We start from the raw sequence: 20511 nt of genomic DNA, 5'->3' as shown, positions 1-20511 counted from the left end.
TGCTCCTCCAATACGTGAAAAGTTGTATTCTTATTGTACCCTAAATCTAAAGAAATTGCGACTAAGAGGAGCCTTTAGAAAGCAAAAGAGACCGAGGAAACCTCGCATCTCTCTGTGCATTATTTCGATTTAATATAGTTAACACCATCTGCTTTTGGCGCAACTGCTTGTCCGAAGAAGGCTGCCAAGACAACCATGGTCAAGACATAAGGCGCAATTTGCAAGTAGATGGATGGGATACCTTTAAGCAAAGGCAATTGATTCCCGATAACAGCCAAACTTTGTGAAGCTCCAAAGAAGAGACTAGCAAGCATGGCCCCGATTGGGTTCCATTTCCCGAAAATCATAGCCGCAAGGGCGATAAATCCAGGACCTACAATTGTAGTTACTGCAAAGTTAACAGAAACTGACTGAGCGTAAATAGCTCCTCCGATACCTGCTAAGGCACCTGAGATCATCACTCCTAAGTAGCGCATTCTATAAACATTGATTCCCAAAGTATCTGCTGCTTGTGGGTGTTCACCTACTGAACGAAGACGCAATCCAAATTTCGTCTTGAACATGATAAACCAAGCAAAGAATGAAAATAGAATCGCAACCCAGCCGATGATGCTGGCATTGTTGAAGAAAATATCCCCAATGACCGGAATTTTAGATAAGACCGGAATGGATGTTTTCCCAAAGGCAACTTTGATATTATCAGTTTGCCCCTTGTTGTACATCGCTTTAACAAGGAAGACCGCAAGTGGAGGTGCCATCAAGTTCAATACTGTACCTGAGACGATATGGTCAGCACGGAAATGAATGGTTGCCACCGCGTGGATCAAGGAGAAGAGTACTCCAATCCCTGCAGCAACGATCAAGGACAACCATGGTGTCAAACTTCCTAACTCAGGCTCAAAAGTCAAGTTAAAGATAATACCTGAGAAGGCTCCCATAACCATGATTCCTTCCAGACCAACGTTAACAACCCCAGCGTGTTCTGAGTATGCTCCTCCGATACTTGTGAAGATCAGCGGCGCTGCATACACAATCATAGAGGAAACAAGAATACTTAAAATTGTTACAATACTCATTAGTTTGCTCCTCCTTTTTTAGCTGAACGCATCGAGATCATCTTTTCAATAATGTAGTGGGCACATACGAAGAAGATAATAGATGCTGTCACAATTTGAACGACTTCTTCAGGGATGGCAGCTGGCTTCATACCAACTCCCCCAATTTGAAGTGCACCAAACAAGAAGGCAGCAAATGGAATACCAATTGGTGAATTCATCGCAAGAAGGGCTACGGCCATTCCGTTAAATCCAACACTCATCGAGCTGGTTTGAACGTAGACATTTGAGTAAATACCCAGACCTTCTGCTACCCCACCAATACCAGCAAGAGCACCAGAAATGATCATAGAAAGGATAATGGTCCGTTTTGCAGACATCCCTGCGTATTCCGCCGCATTCGCATTGAGACCAACGGCACGGATTTCAAAACCAAGTGTTGTTTTCTTCATCAAGAACCAGATGACCACCACTGCGATGATGGCAAAGAAGATCCCGATGTTCATTTGTGATTTGTCCGTCAAATTACGCAACCACTCCGTCTGGTAGACAGCATTGGCTCCCACATCAATGGTTGAGTCCTTATTTTTCATCAAGGAAGCTGGGAAGCTATGAATCAAGGCATTCCCACCATAGAGAACAATGTAGTTCATCATAATGGTGATGATGACCTCACTGGTTCCGAGATAGGCACGAAGGAAACCAGGAATCGCTCCAATAAATCCACCTGCGACAGCCGCAATCAAAACGGTCATCGGAATCATCAGTAAGCGAGGCATATTTGGGAAGGAAAGGGCAAACCAAGTCGCCATGATCCATCCAGCAAAAGCCTGACCAGGAAGTCCAACGTTAAAGAAGCCGGCCCGGCTGGCTACTGAAAACCCAAGAGCAACCAAAATCAGTGGCCCCATGGCACGGGAAATATTTCCCCAACTCTTAATCGAACCAAAGGCTTTCTTAAACAGCAATTCGTATCCCCAAAGGGCATCATAGCTGAAGGCCCACATAATAATGGCACCCAAGACCAATCCTAAAAGGACAGACACCAACGGAACGGCAATTTGTTTTAAATTCTTATTCATTTGATGCTCCCTCCTTTACTTGTCCACCTGCCATGAGGATTCCAAGTTCTTGCTTATTCGTTGTTTCAGGGGTTACGATCCCTTGGATCTTCCCATCATGAATAACCGCAATACGGTCAGAAACATTCAAAATTTCATCTAATTCAAAGCTGACAACCAGAACGGCTTTTCCATTATCCCGTTCTTGAATCAAACGTTTGTGGATATATTCAATCGCTCCAACATCCAATCCACGAGTCGGCTGGCTAACGATCAAGAGATCTGGATCGCGATCGATTTCCCGAGCGATAATGGCTTTTTGCTGGTTCCCTCCAGAGAGAGCCTTAGCAGGTACCACTTCACTGGCTGCACGAACGTCAAACTCTTCCATCAACTTCTTGGCATAAGAGGTAATATTTGGATAATTCAAAATACCATTCTTGCTAAGAGGTTCTTTATAGTAGGTTTGAAGGGCAATGTTTTCAGAGATCATCATGTCAAGGACTAATCCATCCCGATGACGGTCTTCAGGGACGTGCCCTACCTTCATTTCTGTGATTTGACGTGGACGAAGTCCTACAACATCCTTGCCTTTAATCTTGATTGAACCAGATTTTACCTTCCGTAGACCTGTAAACGCTTGGATCAACTCAGACTGACCATTTCCGTCAATCCCTGCGATCCCCACGACTTCACCAGCACGAAGTTCCAGTGAAAGATTCTTAACAGCTGGGACACCCCGGTTTTCGTTTACAACCAAGTTTTCGATCGACAAGACGACTTCTTTCGGTTGAGAAGGACCTTTCTCCGTTTTAAAGGAAACAGAACGACCGACCATCATTTCGGCCAAGTCTTGGTTGGTAGCTCCACCAATCTCGACTGTCTCAATTGATTTCCCACGACGGATAACCGTTACCCGGTCTGAAACAGCACGAATTTCATCCAACTTGTGCGTAATCAAGATAATGGATTTTCCTTCATTTGCCAAGTTCTTCATGATTGTCATCAATTCTTCGATTTCAGCTGGTGTCAACACCGCAGTTGGTTCATCGAAGATTAGGATGTCGGCTCCACGATAAAGCGTCTTTAAAATTTCCACACGTTGCTGCGCACCGACGGAAATATCCTCAACTTTAGCATTTGGATCCACTGCTAAGCCATATTTTTTAGACAAATCAAGGATATCTTGACTGGCTTTCTTAAGATCCAAAATACCATGTTTAGTGGTTTCAGACCCAAGGATGATATTTTCAGCAACAGTGAAGGCTTCAACCAACATAAAGTGTTGGTGCACCATTCCAATTCCTAAAGAAGCTGCTTTTGAAGGTGAGTCTAGGTTAACAGTTTTTCCATTTACCACGATGTCTCCGCTAGTTGGTTCCAACAAACCAGCCAACATATTCATCAGGGTAGATTTCCCTGCACCATTTTCTCCAAGAAGTGCATGGATTTCACCTTTGCGCAACTGAAGATTAATCTTGTCATTTGCTACAAAGTCACCAAATTTTTTGGTAATCTCACGCATTTCGATGACATATTCGTGTGTCATGTGGGGTGTTTCCTTTCAAATCAATTTTTATTTCAATAAAACCTATTAAGACAGCTAATAGATTTTACTGAGACAAAAATGTCTCAATTTATTAAAAGGAACGGCCCTTGAAGGTCGGGCCGATCCAATCAATGATTATTTTTCAGGAACTTTAAGTGACCCGTCAAGGATCTTAGCTTTAGCGTCTTCGACAGCTTTTTTAGCTTCTGCAGAAAGATTGTCAGTTGTCAAGTCAACTCCACCATCTTTCAAGCTATAAGTAATCACTTTACCGCCAGGGAATTTACCATCAGCAGTTTTCTTAGCCAAGTCTTTTACAGATTCTCCGACTTTCTTCAAGCTTGAAGCCAATACAAAGTTAGATTTTTTACCATCTTTAGAAGTGTATTCACCTTCAGCTTTTTGGTCACGGTCAACACCAAGAACCCAAACTTTTTCGTCTTCATTTTTCTTCTCGTTCAAGTCTTTAGCTTCAGAGAAGACACCTGCACCAGTACCACCAGCTACTTGGTAGATAACGTCTGCACCTGCAGCATATTGTGCAGCAGCAATTGTTTTACCTTTAGCAGAGTCACCGAATGAACCAGCGTAGTCTACTTGAACTTTGATAGATGGGTCAACAGATTTAACACCAGCTTCAAATCCAGCGCGGAAACGAGTGATAACTTCACTTTCCATACCACCTACAAAACCAACTTGTTTAGTTTTTGTAGTTTTCGCAGCAGCGATACCAGCAAGGTAACCAGCTTCGTTATCGGCATAAACAGCAGATGCTACGTTCTTTTGTCCTTCAATACGGTCATCGATGATGACATAGTTCACATCTTGGTTGTCTTTTGCAGCTTTTTTAACAGAGTCGCTCAAGGCAAAACCAACACCAAAGATCAATTTGTAGTCGTTAGAAACAGCTTCATCAAGGTTTGTCGCATATTGAGATTCATCTGTTGATTGGAAGTAGTCAAATCCGTTCCCTTTAGAAAGACCGTTTTCTTTACCCCAAGCTTGCAAACCTTCCCAAGCAGATTGGTTGAATGATTTGTCATCCACACCACCAGTATCGGTAATGATAGCAGCTTTCAAATCTGTTTTAGATTCTGAGTTTGCGCTATCTTTTTTAGACGCACGATTTCCACATGCTGCAAGTCCGATAGCAGCGACAGTTACTAGACCAAGGCCTAGCCATTGTTTCTTGTTCATTACTGAACCTCCTAAATTATTGTGCAACATTGTTGCGAAGTATTGAAAGGGTCAAAAGACCGCCTCACAGACCTATTAAGTCAGGTCTGTAAAGGAATATGGAAGTAATTCCTTGACCGTCATCACGACCGTCGATTTATCTTTAGATACTAAGGTTACAGGAAGGTCTGGCTCAAAAAATTCAGCCATGACCTGGCGACAAGCACCACATGGAGAGATGGGCTTTTCTGTTTGCCCGTAGACAATCAGCTCTTTGAACTCACGAGCTCCTTCAGAAACTGCTTTAAAAATAGCTGTCCGTTCCCCACAGTTGGTTAAACCAAAACTGGCATTTTCGATATTGACCCCTGTATAGATTTCTCCATCCTTCGTTAGCAGTACAGCTCCAATTGGGAAATGAGAGTAGGGCACATAGGCTTGTTGACTCACTTCAACTGCTAAGTTGATCAATTCAGTAGTCGCCATGAGCCACTTTTCCTTCCATGATTGCTACACCAGAGGAAGTTCCGATACGGGTCGCACCAGCTTCGATAAATGCAAGAGCATCTTCATAAGAGCGAGCTCCACCAGAAGCTTTAACACCCATGTCTGGTCCAACTGTTTGACGCATTAAGGCTACATCTTCTACCGTCGCTCCTCCAGTTGAGAAACCAGTTGAAGTCTTCACAAAGTCAGCTCCAGCTGACTTTGCAATCTGACAAGCGACGATCTTTTCATCGTCTGTTAAGAGACACGTCTCAATGATGACTTTGACCAGCTTATCACCGCTTGCTTCGACAACAGCTTGGATATCTTCTTCAACTAGTGCTAAATTCTTAGACTTCAAAGCACCGATATTAATGACCATGTCAATTTCATCGGCACCATTTTGAATAGCATTTTTTGTTTCACACGCTTTGACAAAAGGGGTATTTGCTCCCAAAGGAAAACCAATGACGGTACAAACTTTTACATCTGAATCGCGCAAGCCCTCAGCCGCAAAATTCACCCATGTTGGGTTCACACAGACACTGGCAAAATCATATGCCTTAGCTTCTTCGATCAATTTTTCGATCTGTTCTTGTTGCGCATCTGGTTTTAAAAGAGTGTGATCAATATATTTATTTAACTTCATACAATCTCCTGAGCTACTTAAGATATTATTTCAATAATTTCTTTAACGCTTTCAGCCCCTTCTAGTATTTTAACATTTTTTTTGAATTCTGTAACGCTTTCTTGTGAATTTTTTTCATTCACGAAAATACGAGCAATGCGTTCCCCTTTTTTAACGTGCTCTCCCACTTTTTTGTCAAATACAATCCCTGTTTCATAATCAAGCGGATCCGATTTGACAGCACGGCCAGCACCAAGTCGCATGGCTAACAGGCCAAATTCCATGGCAGGTAAAGCTGCAATAACGCCATCTTGATCTGCTGTTACTTCAAGGACCTGATCTACTTTGACGGGACGATGCAAATCCTCTAAGTTTCCACCTTGTGCCACGACCATTTCTTCAAACTTGGCTAAGGCTCGTCCATTGCTCAAGTGTTCATGAATGGCTTCAATTGATTGATCTACATTGGCCAATTTCAACATGATTTGTGCTAATTCACAAATAAACTCTGTGACATCAGCACGCCCCTGTCCTTTTAGAATATCCAGGGCTTCCAAAATCTCTAAACGATTACCAATGCTGGTTCCCAAAGGTTGGCTCATATCTGTAATGACAGCGATGGTTTTCCGACCCACTGCATTTCCAAGATCCACCATGGTACGAGCTAGTTCACGCGCCTCTTCAATGGTCTTCATAAAGGCCCCTTCTCCAACGGTGACATCGAGAAGAATGGCATCAGCACCAGCTGCAATTTTCTTACTCATGACGGAGCTAGCAATCAAAGGAATGGTGTCCACTGTCGCTGTCACATCACGCAGAGCATACAAGAGTTTGTCTGCTTTTACGAGTTGGTCGGATTGACCAATGACCGATAAGCCGATCTCCTGCACCTGCTGGATAAATTCCTCTTGGTTCCGTTCAATCTGGAAACCTTTAATGGATTCCAACTTATCGATGGTCCCACCTGTGTGGCCTAAGCCACGACCACTCATTTTTGCAACCGGCACTCCGAAACTTGCAACCAAAGGCACCAAGACCAAGGTTACCTTGTCTCCTACACCACCAGTCGAGTGTTTGTCCACCTTGATTCCTGGAATAGCTGACAGATCAAACTGTTGCCCCGTTTGGACCATCTTCATGGTCATATGAGAGATTTCTTCCGTCGTCATCCCTTTAAAATAAACAGCCATAGCAAAAGCGGACATTTGGTAATCTGGAACCGTTCCAGCAACATAGCCCTCAATCAGCCATTCAATTTCTTCCTTGTTTAAGGCAAGACCATCTCTTTTTTTCTGAATGATATCTACTGCTCTCATGATTCTTTCTCACTTCTTAAAATATAATAGCCTTTGTCTTTTTTTACGATTTCACAATTGCCAAACGTCTCTTCCATCTTGGCCTTAGCGCTCGGAGCCCCTTGTTTTTTCTGAATGACAATGGTCAAGTCTCCACCTGGTTTCAAATGTTCAAAACTACCGGTGATCACTTGGTGGACCACTTTCTTACCAGCTCGGATCGGCGGATTACTGATTACATGGTCAAAGACCCCTTCGACTGCTTCATAGACATCCGAAGAAAAGATCTGAACTTCCACGCCGTTTCGGCTAGCATTTTTCTTAGCCAAGTCTAGTGCCCTCTCATTGACATCGACCATGGTCACTGCGACTCCCTGGGCTTTAGCTAGAGAGAGGCCAATTGGACCATAGCCACAGCCAACATCGAGGACACTTTCCCCTTCTTGAAAATCCAGGGTTGATAAGAGCACCTGGCTTCCATAGTCAATCATTTTTTTACTAAAGACGCCGGCGTCCGTATAAAAATTCATCTTTTGTCCCAATAAAACAACAGCCAGATCATGAATATCATGGGCTGCATCTGGGTTTACATCGAAATACATTTTACTCATAAGGTTATTTTATCATAATTCACTCCTTTTTTAAATCGTTTACATGACCTCTAAAAATTGGTATACTAAAGACTACAATAGGAGTGACATATGGACAAAGAATTTCTACATTTTGAAAAAATTAATCGGGAAACCTGGCAAAATTTGCACCGCAAAACCACCCCACCACTCTCTCAAACAGAGCTCAATTCTATTAAAAGTTTTAACGACCGCATCAACCTCCAAGATGTACGTGACGTCTACCTGCCTTTGACAAACCTGATTGGAATCTACAAGCGTTCCAAAGAAGATTTGGCCTTCTCAAAAGGTATTTTTCTTCAAAAAACGAGTGAGCGCCAACCCTTTATCATTGGTGTTTCAGGAAGCGTAGCGGTTGGAAAATCTACCACTAGCCGTTTACTTCAAATCCTGCTGTCACGAACCTTCGAAGGCTCGACTGTAGAGTTGGTAACAACGGATGGTTTTCTCTATCCAAATGCTATCTTAAAAGAACAAGAGATCCTCAATCGAAAAGGATTTCCGGAAAGCTATGATATGGAATTGCTCCTTGATTTTCTCAATCAAATTAAAAACAACAAGAGAGTAGAAATCCCTGTCTATTCCCACGAAATATACGATATTGTCCCAGATGAGAAGCAAACCATTTTACCGGCTGATTTTGTCATTGTCGAAGGGATCAATGTCTTTCAAAATCCACAAAATGACAGTCTCTATATGACCGATTTCTTTGATTTTTCGATCTATGTGGATGCCGCGGTCGACGATATCGAATCTTGGTATATCGATCGCTTCCAAAAACTCCTTGCATTAGCTCAGAATGATCCTAATAACTACTACTATCGATTTACAGAGCAACCCCTAGAAGAAGTTTTAAGCATGGCCCATCAGGTCTGGGAATCCATTAATTTAGTCAACTTGCAGCATTACATCCAACCAACCAGAAACCGAGCTGATCTGATTCTCCATAAGGCAACCAACCATGAAATCGACGAAATTTATCTCAAACGCTAGAGAAAATGGCCTTTTAACGGTACTTTTTTAAGGAAAAGCTATTTTAGGCTTGTCAAATCTTAACTTTTCATATATAATGAGATAGTTAGATTATCAATGGAGGTGAATAACTTGGCAAACATTAAATCAGCTATCAAACGCGCTGAATTGAACGTTAAACAAAACGAAAAAAACTCAGCTCAAAAATCAGCTATGCGTACTGCAATCAAAGCTTTTGAAGCAAACCCATCTGAAGAACTTTACCGCGCTGCTAGCTCAGCTATCGATAAAGCAGAAACTAAAGGTTTGATCCACAAGAACAAAGCTAGCCGTGATAAAGCACGTCTTGCAGCGAAACTTGGTTAATCAAGAACAGCATAAAAATCAAGCTCTCCGGAGCTTTTTTTGTGCCTAATTTTTTAAAAGGTGCTTATGAAAATCGTTATTATCGGCTATTCTGGCTCAGGTAAATCCACCTTGGCTGAAAACTTAGCCCGCCACTACTCCATTCCAAAGCTCCACATGGATACCCTTCAATTTCAACCGGGCTGGATAGACAGTGACCGGGATTGGATGGAGAAAGAGATGAGACAGTTTCTCGGCGATCATAAAGACTGGGTCATTGATGGCAATTACTCTTGGTGCTGCTATGAGGAAAGAATGGAGCAAGCGGACCAGATTATCTTTCTCAACTTCTCTCGTTGGAACTGCCTCTTTAGAGGCTGGAAACGATACCGCCGTTATAAAGGCCGAGTCCGTGAGAGTATGGCGGCAGGTTGCCCCGAACGCTTTGACTGGGAATTCATCCGTTGGATCCTTTGGGACGGTCGCCAAGCTAGACAGGTCACACGCTATCAGACTGTCAACCAAACCTATCCAGACAAATTTATCTCTCTTAAAAACCAAAAAGAACTGGATGCGTTTCTAAAAAACATATAATAAAAAGGTTGGGATATCAATCCCAACCTTTTCTTATTTATCAACGTAATCGCCACCGGTGAAGCCATAGTATTCTTCCAGACTCAAACCTGAGTCCGCGATATCTTGCGCTTCTTTTCCGATATAGCGGAGATGCCAGCTTTCTGGCATGTAGCCTGTCACTTTTTCTTTTCCTTCTTGGTAACGAACCACAAAGCCATATTTAGCAGCATTCTTGAGCAACCACTTACTTGGTCCAGGTTCGGTTACCAAATTACCACTGGTATCGATTAAATCAAAGGTCAAACCAGTTTGGTGTTCACTATAACCCGGTCTTGCAGAATAACGATCGGCGGCTTCCTGACCATCTTGATTGACATAGTTTTGGTAGAGGCCAACTTGGGTATCGTAGCTACGAAAACCACTATATTGGTCACTGATCGGATATCCTTCTGCCTGCATGGCTGCGATCAATTCATGAAGGGCTGAAACAGCTTCAGGATCTTCACCTGGGTTAAAGTCAGGCGACAAGGGATAATGTTTGTTGGCGATCATAACCTCACCATATTTCCCTTTGACACTATAGTAAGAACCATTATAGCTGACACCAGAGTCCACTTTGACATCTGACTTACCAGCTTTTGAAGACTCTTCTTTGCCAGTCTCTTTTGACGTATCCTTTGCAGAAGACGTTTCTTTGGAAGACTTGGTTTGCGTTTGTTTGCTTTCTTCTTTTGCAGAAGATTTAGAACTAGTGGAATGAGATTGGGAGCAAGCTGTCAGGGTTAACAAGGCAACTGTCACCAAAGTTAATTTGGAAAATCTTGCTTTCATGGGAATCTCCTATGATTCTTTTGTTACGACAATATCTGTAATCACATAACTTGCACCTACTTTTTTCAAGGTGTAGGTCTTGTACTTGCGGTTTTGTGAATCTGGATGGCTATCTGTATAATGCACGGTAAAGTCTTCATAAGTCTTGATCGTTACCACACCATTTTCTTCCGTGACACTTTGAATGTCCAAAGCTCCTGGAGTATAGTAGTCAATCTTAGCCTTTCGAACACCATCACCAGTTGTGAACTCAACCATGTCTTTGTAGGCTTGACTTTGTGTGTCATAGTATTTAGAGTAGGTGTTATTTCGATTTGAAACGGAGCTAAAGACAGCGTCGCGGTACTCTTTCAAGAATTCTTCCGCCAAGGTCCGATTTTGTTCTTCTTTGGCAGCTTGCGCTTTCTTAGCATCTTGTGCACTCTTGATGCGTTTTAGGGTATCTTTGGCTAGTTTAAGTTCGATCGGATCGTTCTCACCCTCTTCAATCGTCACCTTAGCCTTTTCAGTTGTATAGGTTTCCCCATTCATGTTGAAGACGGCATGTACTTCAATTTCTTGATAAGGAATGCTGTCTACTTCAAAGGTCGTGCTGGTTCCGACTTCTTTGCCGTTGACCACAACCTTCACATCCGTTGGGTTTTCAACTTCATCTGGGAACTCAACTTCTAAATTGCGTTTTTCAGAATTCAACTGCAATTCTAAATTATTCTTTGTTGCTTTTTTAGGATTGAGATGGATCTTAGAAGTAACATTTCCGACCTCTGTTTTAGCAGTCAATTCCATTTCTTTTGTATTGTAATGGAAATAACCAAGGTCTGTCACTGCATCTTTCTTCAAGGTCACTGTTTTATTGGCAGCCACTTTGAGTTTGGCTTGATCCAAATTGGTCTTGACCTTCACTTGCACTGGATAGCTGGCCACACGGTATTCTTGGAAGATTCCAAATTTCTTGTCCGCTTTTTCCAAACCAAAGATCTTGTTTCCAGATTTATCCGTATAGCTGCCTTCTCCACCATTATCAATGATCTTGTTCAACTCTGTGCCGATATCGACCCCTTGATCTTCCATGCTGGTAATAAAGCTTTCGGCTTCATCCTTTGTCCATTTATCGTTATCGGTTGAAAGCAGATCTGCTGCTTCGCGATAATCCTTGGTGTCCACTGCCTTAATAAATTTATCTGCAGTCACTTCGACACGCGTTGTTGACTGGAAGTAAAAGAAGGCTGCTACCAAAGCTATCACAAGGACTGCAATAGCAGAAATAATCCCAATTTTCTTCTTGGAAAGTTTCTTTTCACCCTTCGTTTTAGGGGCCTTTTGTTTTTTCTGAGCTGGGCCTGCTTCTGTAACATTTGGACCAGCAAAGACCTGCGTTTGCTCAGCGGCAAGTGGAGCTGTATACTCTTTAGTTTGCTGTTGAGGGACATATTCCTGTGTTTCTTCTGTTGAATCTGGGGTCGCAAATTCTGCTTCAGGCACAGGTCCTACAAAAAACTCGAAGTTTTGACTTTTAGCCGCGGTAAATTCTTCTGCACTTGGCTTGCGGCCATAGGTTTCTTCAAAATGTTGCAACCAAGCCTGTCGAGGTGCTAGAAGTGGATCGACATTCTTCACTTCTTCAACTGGTTCAACCACTGGTTCCTCGACAGGAGCTACTTCCTCTGCTGGGGCATTCCCAGCGATATACTGAATTTGTTTCAAATCAAATCCACAAGCTTTCCCAGCCATAAACTCTTCTGGTGACGGTTTGCGACCAATCACTTTTTCAAATAATTCAACCCATTTCTTTTGCATGGATCTCTTCTCCCTCATTATAAAATAGGGAAAGTGGGTTCCCCCACCTTCCGTTTTGTGATATTGTTAGAATCCAAAGTTAGAGAAATTTGGAGCACTTGGAATAAATCCTACGGCTACTTGTTCTAAAATACGAGCATTCACATAAATGACAAAGATGGCAATGAGAAGCAAGACAACAGATGATGCTACTAGAAGCAAGAATTTATCTGCTTTAAAGCTTGTCTTGTTCAACCCTTGATGAACGACATAGCATGTTCCAACAAAGAACAAGAAGAAAATAAGGAAGTTTACAAAGCCATAAAATTCATAAACTTTTACAAGACCTACTAAGAAAGCAAGGAGGGCAAGTGGCAATGTGTAAACAGACAAACGTCCAAACTCTTCAAATGAACGACCGTAACTGTATTCCTTATCTTGAAGAACCACACGACGAACAAAGAATCCAGCTACTTGGAAGGCGTAAAGGCTAAAGAATAGGGAAATCAATGTCAACATAAAGGCACGGAAATCCATTCCATAACCACCTGTAAATCCACTAGCTGTGAAGAATGTCCCCAAGGTCAAGACAAAGGCAGTCAAGACATACTGTAAAATTCCGTTAAGTGCTTTTGGATTTTCTACAGCCGTTGGACGTTTCAAAGCTGAAAGGAACCAATTCCAGTAACCACCAACGGCTACACCAAATTGACTTGGTTGGGCAGGATAAGGTTGTCCTGGTTGACCTTGGTAAGGAGCTTGTTGATAAGCTGCTTGAGTAGGTTGTTGGTAGGCTTGCTGTGGAGCTTGAGGGGCAGGCTCTTGAACTGGAGCTGCGACTGGTTCTTCTGTAGGAGCAGTTGGAGCTGCAGAAGCTGCTGGTGCTGCAGGAGCTGCAGGAGCTGCTGGTGCTGCTGGTGCTGCAACAAACTCTGGAGCTTGAGGAGCTGCGACTGGTTCTTCAGTAGGGGCAGTTGGCGCTGCGACAAAGTCTGGAGCTTGTGGGGCTTCTGGCGCTGCAACAAACTCTGGGGCTTGTGGAGCAGCAACTGGTTCTTCCACAGGTGCAGTTGGTGCTGCGACAAATTCTGGGGCTTGTGGGGTTTCTGGAACCACTACTTCTTCTTGAAATTCTCCTGCAGCCAGTGCTTGAGCAATTTCTTCTGCACTAGCAGAACGACCATTTACAGCTTCGAAATAATCCAGCCAATCTTGTTTTGACATAATGAATCTCCTTAACTATTGTTTATACTAGGGTATTATACAAAATTTCTGAACCATTTTCAATGAAAGACTGGAAAATCCCTGTAATATCTTTTGAAAAACATACAAATTCTACTCATTTTTAGAAATTAGTAAAGAAAAAGAGGCTGGGCAAAAACTGTCCAGCCTTTGATGTTTGATAGGAATAAGTGCAAGACGCAGTGGTTGAGTGGGCTCTACTACGCTGATTGCATCAGCTTTTACAGCCCTACTCAACTGTGCGGAGGTGGGACGACGAAATCGAATTCTAACGAATTACCGATTTCTGTCCCACTCTCTTTTTATTAGGATTCAAATGCATCCATGCCACCTTGGACGTTGGTCACATCGTAGCCTTGCTCTTCCAAAAATTGGCAAGCACGTGCTGAGCGTCGACCAGACTTGCAGATGACATAATAGGGCTGATCCTTCTCTAATTCCTGGAAGCGATCTGCTAACTCAGATAAGGGAAGAAGACGAACCCCATCTAAGTGAAGGGCATCATACTCTTCCTGCTCGCGTACATCAAGAACGTGTAAATCTCCTTTTTGATAAGCTTGGTAAAAGCTTGAAAATGGAATTTCTTTCATGATTTCTCCTTTGTTATGGAAGGGTTAGAATTTGATAGCTAAAGTCAATTGACTCTAAAAATCGGAACAAGTCTTGGGTTTTAATAAAGATCGTTTTTTCGTTGGTATTGGGATGAAAGGTCATGATCTCCTCTGACACAATGTCTTTATCGAAATAGACTCGAATATCTTTTTCTTCATTGTTCAATAAACCAAATGGAGAAACTGTTCCTGGCGGTAATTGCATTTTTTCAGCTAAAGAATCTGCTGAAGCCATGCGGATCCGGTTGGCTTCCACTTGCTCTTTGAAATCATCCATATCCAATGGCTTCTGGTCATCCATGATGAGCAGATAGTATTGGGTTTTCTTCTTGTTGGTCAAAAACATGGTCTTAGTCCGGATACCTTCTAAGCCTTCAATATAAGAATCCGCCTGCTCCGTCGTAAATGCAGGTGGGTGTTCCACCACATCAAATGAAATTCCCAACTCATCTAATTTTTCTTTAACTTGTTGATAAGGATCCATCTTCGCTCTCCTTTATTTTTGAATGATCTCTTGTACTAAGGTTTGCAATTCTGGGACCACTTCTGCCTCAAACCAAGGATTTTTAGCCATCCAGATTTGATTGCGAGGGGAAGGGTGAACAAGTGGAAAATAGGTTGGCAAATAATCTTTAAAATGGTGAACCCGTTCGGTTACCTTGCCACTAACCTTTTCATGAAGGTAGTATGCTTGGGCATATTGTCCAATTAAGAGGGTCAATTCAATATCCGGACACTCCTTGAGAAGTTGAGGGTGCCACTTTTCCGCAAAGCCTTTGCGAGGTGGAAGGTCACCAGATTTTCCATGCCCTGGGAAATAAAAGTCCATGGGGATGACCGCAAACAAACCAGAATTATAAAAGGTGTCTTCGTCAACTCCTAACCATTCGCGCAGGCGGTCACCACTCTTATCCTTCCAGTAAATACCAGCTTCTTCTGTCTTCATCCCTGGAGCTTGTCCGATAATATTGATACGAGCTGTCTTTGGGGCTGCAAAGAGTGGCTCGATCCCTTTCTCTGTATATTCTTTATTTTGAGGATCTGCCATAATGGCTTGTTTAATGCTTTCAATCGTTGACATAAGTCCTCCTTCTATGGAAAAACTCAGCCAGAAAAACTGGCCGAGTAGTAGATTATTTGATTAGTTCATAGATGGCTTCTGCGTAAATAGCTGCTGCTCGATAGAGATCTTCAACATCTGCGAACTCATTAGCTTGGTGCATAGTATTGACATAGTCTGGGAACATAGCACCAAAGGCAACCCCACGTTTCAAGAGACGACCAAAGGTACCACCACCGATCACTTGTTCATGTCCTTTGAGACCCGTTTGTTTTTCGTAAACACGCAAGAGGGTGGATACCAATTCATCATCCATCGGAACATAGTGAGGTGTGTGACCGTGGGCTGACAAGCTTACTGTAGCCACTCCTTCGATCTTTTCAAGGGTGGATTTGATGGTTTCAGGATCTGTACCTTGAGGGTAACGGATATTGAGGGCAATAGTGTTGTCTGCTTGGCTTTCATCAAAATGGAAGACACCTGCATTCATGCTCAATGGTCCCATTTTGGCATCTGTATGGGCAATACCTAATTTTTCACCGGCAAAATCTTCGTGAAGAAGCGAAGCTGTCACATGAAGGTAAGCCTTAGCAGCGCCACCAAAATCAAATTGGTTCAACAAGAGCGCTAAGTAGGTTGCACCATTGATCCCATCTTCAGGAGTTGATCCGTGAGCCGATTTCCCAATAATCGTAACGGTATAGGTTTCTTCATCCACGGTTGAGATTTCATACTGAAGCTGGTGTTCCTTGGCAAAGGCATCTAAGAGGCCAGCAAGATCTGGAAGTTGTCCAGAAACGACTGCAGTCGCTGACTCTGGCACCATGTTTTCACGAAGGCCACCTGTAAAGCTATGAAGATGGGCACTTCCTGTGTTGTCATTTCCAAAATGAAGGTACTCAGTGATGTTTCCTTTTTCCCCATTGATGATTGGGAATTCCGCATCTGGTGAGAAGCCAAAATCTGGCTCAGGAAGTCCGACATGTTTGAAATAGTAATCCATGTCGCCCCATCCTGATTCTTCATCCGTACCGACAACAAAGCGCACGCGCTTAGAAACAGGGAGTCCTAGGTCTTTAATGATCTTCAAACCATAGTAGCAGGCCATTGTAGGCCCTTTATCATCAGACGAACCACGCGCATAGAGCTTGCCATCGATAATTTCTGGTTTGTAGGGATCCGTCTTCCAGCCACTACCAGCAGGCACGACGTCCATATGGGCAAAGATTCCAAGCTCTTCTTCTCCTTCACCAAAGGTAAAGTGACCGGCATAATTGTCGACATTCTTAGTTTCATAGCCATCACGCTTGGCAATTTCCAAGAATTTTTCAAGAGCTTTTACAGGACCAGGTCCAAAAGGATGCTCCGCATCTGCCTTGCTGTCATCGCGTTCAGAATTGATTTCCAAGAGGCTGTATAGGTCAGCCATCATCTCATCGCGACGTTTTTCTACTTCTGCTTTAAAGTCAACTGTTGTCATGAATTCCTCCTCGATCTTCTATTTGCTAAATGGCTTAGCGTTTGTCAATGATTTCGTCCACTGGTAAGCGATAGCTTGGCTCTACTTTTTCAGCGGCATAGCCAACCGTAATCAAGACTTCCGGACGGAAACGCTCTTCGATGTCCAATACTTCATTGATTTTTGATTTATCAAATCCCAAGATAATATTGGTTCCAATGCCTTGGTCCGTCAAAGCAAGTACCAAGTTCATAGCCACAAGACCGGCATTCAAAGCCAAGTAATCACTTGTTTGTTGGGCATCATAGCGCGCAAATTCAGCAGGAAGATTTTGCATAAAGTATTGCAACTGCTCGTCTGTGAAGTTTTTCACCCCACCGACACGCGCAATCTTGCGAGCCCGTTTTTGCAAATCGGTATCTGTAAAGAGGGCGATGGTCACAGGTGCTTCCATGACTTGATCGTAGTTTGCACCATAGGCTAATTTTGCCAATTCCGCATTTTTTTGACGAACGACCACAAATTTCCAAGGCTGGCTATTGTGGGCACTAGGGGCCAAGGTTGCGATCTCAATAGCAGTCCGTACATCCTTTGGATCGACCGGTTGGTCAGTGAAATGCTTGATCGCATGGCGTTTTTTATTGAGCTCTAGAAATTTCATAAGCTTCTTCCTTTTCTATTTCTGTTACTCCTATTTTAACACAAAATGAAAGAGCTTGCAGGGTTTTACAGCCTAAGATTGTGAAAAAAGAAGCGGACATTTTGAAGTTCCGCTTCTTTTTTATAGGTTGAATACACAAGAGATCCACCTATGATTCATTGGAAAGATTGAAATAGTCAGCTACTTCTTTGGCATAACCGTATTTCTCAATTAAGCTAGTTAGGAGCTCGATGTTATGGCCCCGATAGTTATCCTCGCGTCTCAATTCTTCGTACATCTCAATAAAAGGAAGATCTTTGTCCTTAGCATCTTGGAGCTCTGCTTCATAGTCATAGGCCACCTTACGAAATTGCAGGTTGGTCACCCCATCTTCTTCGACATCGATCAGAGCATATTGAGCTCTGTGGTTTTGAATTGGTTCCCAGTCAAAATAAGGCATGCCAATAGTCCCCGGATTGAGGATCTGCTGGCCCTGACTGCCATAGCGAAGCAACTGCTTGTGGACATGACCGTAGATCGCCAGATCCGTCTGATCATCCAGCAGTTGGTCAAAGTTCTCCGTCGCATTAGCTGGACGCAAATCTCCACCATAATTCTTTTCTGGCAAGTTGTGGGTCAGTGAAAAACGAATGCCATTGACCTCCTTCTTCTCTACCAATGGAAGGGAACGAAGCCAATCGATCCGCTTAGGATCCAATCCTTCCATGAGGTACTGAGTGAGGCGAAGAAGTTGGATCTCCTGCGGATCCTCTAACCCGTACTCGCCATCCAAGGCCTCTAGGACACAATCGTCCCAATTTCCTCGAACAGCTGCTGTAATGGGAATTGCATCCAGCAACTCAAAAAGGTCCTCTCTTCCAGGCCCCGGTAGCAAAACGTCTCCTAAAAGCCAGTATTCCGTCGCGCCTAGAGCACGCGCATCCGCAATCACTGCCTTGAGGGCAGTCGTATCTCCGTGGATATCAGAAATAATAGCGATTCGATGGTTCATTATTACACCTCATTTGAAATTTAATTAGATTTGAATCTAGTATAACAAAATTAAGAGTAAAACGTAAAAACCATCCATGAAAATGGATGGTGAAATTACTTAAATCCTTGGGAGGGCTCCGCCACTTCCATCAATGGACTTTCTTCTTCTTGTTTTCCTTGATGGAGCTTGGCTTGCACTGCCTCCGCGACTGCTCGCGGAACACCGACTGTGACAATTTCATCTACAGTGGCCTCTTTGATCTTGGTCAGTGACTTGAAGTGTTTCATCAGCAACTGCTTGCGTTTTGGTCCCAAGCCTTCGATCCCATCCAGCTGGGAGGAGAAGGAATTCTTAGACCGAAGCTGGCGGTGGAAGGTGATGGCGAAACGGTGGACCTCATCCTGGATCCGTTGCAGGAGGAAAAATTCCTGCGAGGTTCGAGAAAGTTCGATGACTTGGAGAGGATCACCGAAGAGCAATTCATGGGTTTGGTGCTTGTCATTCTTTTGCAGGCCTGCGATGGGAATGTCCAGCCCAAACTCTTCTTGGATGACTTGCTTAGCGACATTAACCTGGCCCTGACCCCCATCGATGACGATTAGATCTGGTGGCGTCAAGCCATCCCGCATGACCCGACTGTAGCGTCTGCGAATGACCTCCCGCATGCTGGCATAGTCATCTGGTCCGACAACGGTCTTGATCTTGTACTTGCGGTAGTCCTTTTTACTTGGCTTCCCATTGACAAAGACCACCATGGCTGAAACCGGACTGGTCCCCATGATGTTGGAGTTGTCAAAGGATTCAATGCGCACAGGAGTTGGAATTTGCAGGAGTTTTCCAAGATTTTCAATGGCACATTGGGTCTTTTCCATGGATTTTTCAAGGAGATTGAACTTCTGCTCCAGACTGACACGCGCATTCTTGATGGCTAGATTGACCAACTGCTTCTTCTCCCCACGTTGGGGCTTGAGGACCTTGGTATTCACTAGGGCCTTGACCGCTTCCTCATCGATATCTTGAGGGATCAGGATTTCATTGGGGATCAGGTGAGATTTCTCCTGGTAAAACTGCCCTACATAGGTCAAGAAATCCTCGTCCGGATCATTGTAGTAAGGGAAGAGGTTGACATCCCGCTCGATCAGCTTGCCCTGACGGACAAAGAAGACCTGCACACACATCCAGCCCTTGTCTACGTAATAGCCAAAGACATCCCGGTTCTGCAAATCCTTGGCCATGACCCGCTGTTTGGTCCGCAGGGTCCCGATGGCCTGGATCAGATCCCTATACTCGGCTGCCCGCTCGAATTCCATGTTTTGCGCAGCCGTAGTCATCTTGAGCTTGAGCTCATCGATAATCTTGTCATCCTGCCCCTTGAGGAAATCAGAAACCTCCTGAGCCATGCCCTTGAAATAGGCCTCATCCTTATGGCAGACCGTGTGGGCCATACACTGCCCTAGATGGTAGTAAAAGCAGACCTTGGAAGGCGGATTGGTACACTTGCGGAATGGGAAAATTCGGTCTAAAAGTCGCTTGATCTCATTGGCCGCCCCTACATCCGGATAGGGACCGAAATAGAGCCCGCCATCCTTTTTGACCTGGCGCGTGATAATCAGACGCGGATAGCGCTCATTGGTAATCTTGATGAAGGGATAGGACTTGTCGTCCTTGAGCATGATATTGTACTTGGGCTTATTCTCCTTGATGAGGTTGATCTCAAGAAGCAAGGCCTCAATATTGGACTCGGTGACGATAAACTCAAAATCCACAATCTCAGATACCAGCGCTTCCGTCTTGGTATCGTGGCTCCCTCTGAAATAGGACCGCACCCGATTGCGAAGATTCTTGGCCTTCCCCACATAGATGATGGTACCGTTCTTATCTTTGTGAATGTAACAGCCCGGACTCGTCGGCAAGAGCTCGAGCTTGGATTTAATCAAGTTATTCATACTCTCTATTATAGCAAAAAAGAGAGGTCTTGGCCTCTCTCTAATATGTTTGTATTATTATCCACCTTCACCAAGTTAAAAATAATTTTTAAATTATATATCAGACCCTCATCCTCAATCCTTTATCTTCACTTGCCCTTTTTCATAGCAAAAAAGAGAGATCTAAAAGGATCCCCCTTT

At 43.6% G+C, this 20511-nt stretch carries 21 protein-coding genes; 3 read left to right on the top strand and 18 right to left on the bottom strand.

From position 1 onward, the window contains the following. Positions 1-119: 119 nt before the first annotated feature. From K1I56_RS00225 to K1I56_RS00190, 8 genes are all read right to left on the bottom strand, one after another. Positions 120-1076, bottom strand: a complete 957-nt coding sequence (locus K1I56_RS00225; RefSeq protein WP_021153355.1) for an ABC transporter permease — start codon at positions 1074-1076, stop codon at positions 120-122. Further along, entirely contained in the window at positions 1076-2137 is a 1062-nt protein-coding gene (locus tag K1I56_RS00220) for an ABC transporter permease (protein WP_049489017.1), read from the bottom strand. The genes K1I56_RS00225 and K1I56_RS00220 overlap by 1 nt, the downstream gene beginning before the upstream one ends. Then, positions 2130-3665, bottom strand: coding sequence for an ABC transporter ATP-binding protein (locus K1I56_RS00215; protein WP_223324643.1), 1536 nt, complete (start codon positions 3663-3665; stop codon positions 2130-2132). Before K1I56_RS00215 ends, K1I56_RS00220 begins: the two co-directional genes overlap by 8 nt. A 135-nt stretch (positions 3666-3800) precedes the next feature. Further along, positions 3801-4862, bottom strand: a complete 1062-nt coding sequence (locus tag K1I56_RS00210) for a BMP family lipoprotein (protein ID WP_023918305.1) — start codon at positions 4860-4862, stop codon at positions 3801-3803. A gap of 75 nt (positions 4863-4937) precedes the next feature. Further along, positions 4938-5327, bottom strand: coding sequence for a cytidine deaminase (locus K1I56_RS00205; protein WP_049498278.1), 390 nt, complete (start codon positions 5325-5327; stop codon positions 4938-4940). Further along, positions 5314-5976: a deoxyribose-phosphate aldolase gene (gene deoC, locus K1I56_RS00200; protein ID WP_021153359.1), complete on the bottom strand. Its 663-nt coding sequence runs from the start codon at positions 5974-5976 to the stop codon at positions 5314-5316. Before deoC ends, K1I56_RS00205 begins: the two co-directional genes overlap by 14 nt. Positions 5977-5993: 17 nt before the next feature. Next, entirely contained in the window at positions 5994-7271 is a 1278-nt protein-coding gene (locus tag K1I56_RS00195; protein ID WP_201087727.1) for a pyrimidine-nucleoside phosphorylase, read from the bottom strand. Then, on the bottom strand, positions 7268-7861 hold the full coding sequence (locus K1I56_RS00190; RefSeq protein WP_070594890.1) for a class I SAM-dependent methyltransferase: 594 nt from the start codon (positions 7859-7861) through the stop codon (positions 7268-7270). The genes K1I56_RS00195 and K1I56_RS00190 overlap by 4 nt, the downstream gene beginning before the upstream one ends. A 90-nt stretch (positions 7862-7951) precedes the next feature. Here K1I56_RS00190 and coaA point away from each other — a divergent pair, with 90 nt between their 5' ends. From coaA to K1I56_RS00175, 3 genes are all read left to right on the top strand, one after another. Next, on the top strand, positions 7952-8872 hold the full coding sequence (gene coaA, locus K1I56_RS00185; RefSeq protein ID WP_070466090.1) for a type I pantothenate kinase: 921 nt from the start codon (positions 7952-7954) through the stop codon (positions 8870-8872). Between the two features lie 96 nt (positions 8873-8968). Then, complete coding sequence (gene rpsT / locus K1I56_RS00180; protein ID WP_003007640.1) at positions 8969-9217, top strand: 30S ribosomal protein S20; 249 nt, start codon at positions 8969-8971, stop codon at positions 9215-9217. Positions 9218-9283: 66 nt separating this feature from the next. Beyond that, on the top strand, positions 9284-9790 hold the full coding sequence (locus tag K1I56_RS00175; protein ID WP_223324642.1) for a DNA topology modulation protein: 507 nt from the start codon (positions 9284-9286) through the stop codon (positions 9788-9790). Positions 9791-9823: 33 nt separating this feature from the next. Here the strand turns inward: K1I56_RS00175 and ldcB are convergent, their stop codons facing one another. The 10 genes from ldcB to uvrC form a co-directional block, all read right to left on the bottom strand. Further along, entirely contained in the window at positions 9824-10603 is a 780-nt protein-coding gene (ldcB, locus tag K1I56_RS00170; RefSeq protein ID WP_070587317.1) for an LD-carboxypeptidase LdcB/DacB, read from the bottom strand. Between the two features lie 9 nt (positions 10604-10612). Continuing rightward, entirely contained in the window at positions 10613-12400 is a 1788-nt protein-coding gene (locus tag K1I56_RS00165; RefSeq protein WP_223324641.1) for a TcaA second domain-containing protein, read from the bottom strand. A 66-nt stretch (positions 12401-12466) separates the two neighbouring features. Next, on the bottom strand, positions 12467-13603 hold the full coding sequence (locus K1I56_RS00160) for a DUF6574 domain-containing protein (protein ID WP_223324640.1): 1137 nt from the start codon (positions 13601-13603) through the stop codon (positions 12467-12469). 323 nt (positions 13604-13926) lie between these two features. Continuing rightward, on the bottom strand, positions 13927-14211 hold the full coding sequence (locus tag K1I56_RS00155) for a rhodanese-like domain-containing protein (RefSeq protein ID WP_129824572.1): 285 nt from the start codon (positions 14209-14211) through the stop codon (positions 13927-13929). A gap of 13 nt (positions 14212-14224) precedes the next feature. Further along, entirely contained in the window at positions 14225-14716 is a 492-nt protein-coding gene (locus K1I56_RS00150) for a prolyl-tRNA synthetase associated domain-containing protein (RefSeq protein WP_223324639.1), read from the bottom strand. A 12-nt stretch (positions 14717-14728) separates the two neighbouring features. Beyond that, positions 14729-15313 (bottom strand): uracil-DNA glycosylase family protein, encoded by a 585-nt coding sequence (locus K1I56_RS00145; RefSeq protein WP_045759544.1) that lies wholly within the window; start codon positions 15311-15313, stop codon positions 14729-14731. A gap of 52 nt (positions 15314-15365) precedes the next feature. Beyond that, positions 15366-16772, bottom strand: coding sequence for a dipeptidase PepV (pepV, locus tag K1I56_RS00140; protein ID WP_223324638.1), 1407 nt, complete (start codon positions 16770-16772; stop codon positions 15366-15368). Between the two features lie 34 nt (positions 16773-16806). Then, the gene (locus tag K1I56_RS00135; RefSeq protein ID WP_003001591.1) at positions 16807-17412 is read right to left on the bottom strand and encodes a nitroreductase family protein; all 606 of its coding nucleotides are present in this window, start codon (positions 17410-17412) and stop codon (positions 16807-16809) included. A gap of 148 nt (positions 17413-17560) precedes the next feature. Next, positions 17561-18403 (bottom strand): metallophosphoesterase family protein, encoded by an 843-nt coding sequence (locus tag K1I56_RS00130; RefSeq protein WP_223324634.1) that lies wholly within the window; start codon positions 18401-18403, stop codon positions 17561-17563. Positions 18404-18498: 95 nt separating this feature from the next. Continuing rightward, positions 18499-20331, bottom strand: coding sequence for an excinuclease ABC subunit UvrC (gene uvrC / locus K1I56_RS00125; protein WP_223324632.1), 1833 nt, complete (start codon positions 20329-20331; stop codon positions 18499-18501). Between the last annotated feature and the right edge of the window lie 180 nt (positions 20332-20511).

The sequence above is a fragment of the Streptococcus parasanguinis genome (assembly GCF_019929185.1).
GTDB classification, from domain to species: domain Bacteria; phylum Bacillota; class Bacilli; order Lactobacillales; family Streptococcaceae; genus Streptococcus; species Streptococcus parasanguinis_O.
The sequence above is the reverse complement of the archived record's forward strand: the minus strand, read 5'-3'. Positions and strand labels throughout refer to the sequence as shown.

Bases quoted from the DNA above. Each gene is read 5' to 3' on its own strand.
- K1I56_RS00225 (WP_021153355.1), bottom strand. From the start codon at position 1,076: ATGAGTATTGTAACAATTTTAAGTATTCTTGTTTCCTCTATGATTGTG.
- K1I56_RS00220 (WP_049489017.1), bottom strand. From the start codon at position 2,137: ATGAATAAGAATTTAAAACAAATTGCCGTTCCGTTGGTGTCTGTCCTT.
- K1I56_RS00215 (WP_223324643.1), bottom strand. From the start codon at position 3,665: ATGACACACGAATATGTCATCGAAATGCGTGAGATTACCAAAAAATTT.
- K1I56_RS00210 (WP_023918305.1), bottom strand. From the start codon at position 4,862: ATGAACAAGAAACAATGGCTAGGCCTTGGTCTAGTAACTGTCGCTGCT.
- K1I56_RS00205 (WP_049498278.1), bottom strand. From the start codon at position 5,327: ATGGCGACTACTGAATTGATCAACTTAGCAGTTGAAGTGAGTCAACAA.
- deoC (WP_021153359.1), bottom strand. From the start codon at position 5,976: ATGAAGTTAAATAAATATATTGATCACACTCTTTTAAAACCAGATGCG.
- K1I56_RS00195 (WP_201087727.1), bottom strand. From the start codon at position 7,271: ATGAGAGCAGTAGATATCATTCAGAAAAAAAGAGATGGTCTTGCCTTA.
- K1I56_RS00190 (WP_070594890.1), bottom strand. From the start codon at position 7,861: ATGAGTAAAATGTATTTCGATGTAAACCCAGATGCAGCCCATGATATT.
- coaA (WP_070466090.1), top strand. From the start codon at position 7,952: ATGGACAAAGAATTTCTACATTTTGAAAAAATTAATCGGGAAACCTGG.
- rpsT (WP_003007640.1), top strand. From the start codon at position 8,969: ATGGAGGTGAATAACTTGGCAAACATTAAATCAGCTATCAAACGCGCT.
- K1I56_RS00175 (WP_223324642.1), top strand. From the start codon at position 9,284: ATGAAAATCGTTATTATCGGCTATTCTGGCTCAGGTAAATCCACCTTG.
- ldcB (WP_070587317.1), bottom strand. From the start codon at position 10,603: ATGAAAGCAAGATTTTCCAAATTAACTTTGGTGACAGTTGCCTTGTTA.
- K1I56_RS00165 (WP_223324641.1), bottom strand. From the start codon at position 12,400: ATGCAAAAGAAATGGGTTGAATTATTTGAAAAAGTGATTGGTCGCAAA.
- K1I56_RS00160 (WP_223324640.1), bottom strand. From the start codon at position 13,603: ATGTCAAAACAAGATTGGCTGGATTATTTCGAAGCTGTAAATGGTCGT.
- K1I56_RS00155 (WP_129824572.1), bottom strand. From the start codon at position 14,211: ATGAAAGAAATTCCATTTTCAAGCTTTTACCAAGCTTATCAAAAAGGA.
- K1I56_RS00150 (WP_223324639.1), bottom strand. From the start codon at position 14,716: ATGGATCCTTATCAACAAGTTAAAGAAAAATTAGATGAGTTGGGAATT.
- K1I56_RS00145 (WP_045759544.1), bottom strand. From the start codon at position 15,313: ATGTCAACGATTGAAAGCATTAAACAAGCCATTATGGCAGATCCTCAA.
- pepV (WP_223324638.1), bottom strand. From the start codon at position 16,772: ATGACAACAGTTGACTTTAAAGCAGAAGTAGAAAAACGTCGCGATGAG.
- K1I56_RS00135 (WP_003001591.1), bottom strand. From the start codon at position 17,412: ATGAAATTTCTAGAGCTCAATAAAAAACGCCATGCGATCAAGCATTTC.
- K1I56_RS00130 (WP_223324634.1), bottom strand. From the start codon at position 18,403: ATGAACCATCGAATCGCTATTATTTCTGATATCCACGGAGATACGACT.
- uvrC (WP_223324632.1), bottom strand. From the start codon at position 20,331: ATGAATAACTTGATTAAATCCAAGCTCGAGCTCTTGCCGACGAGTCCG.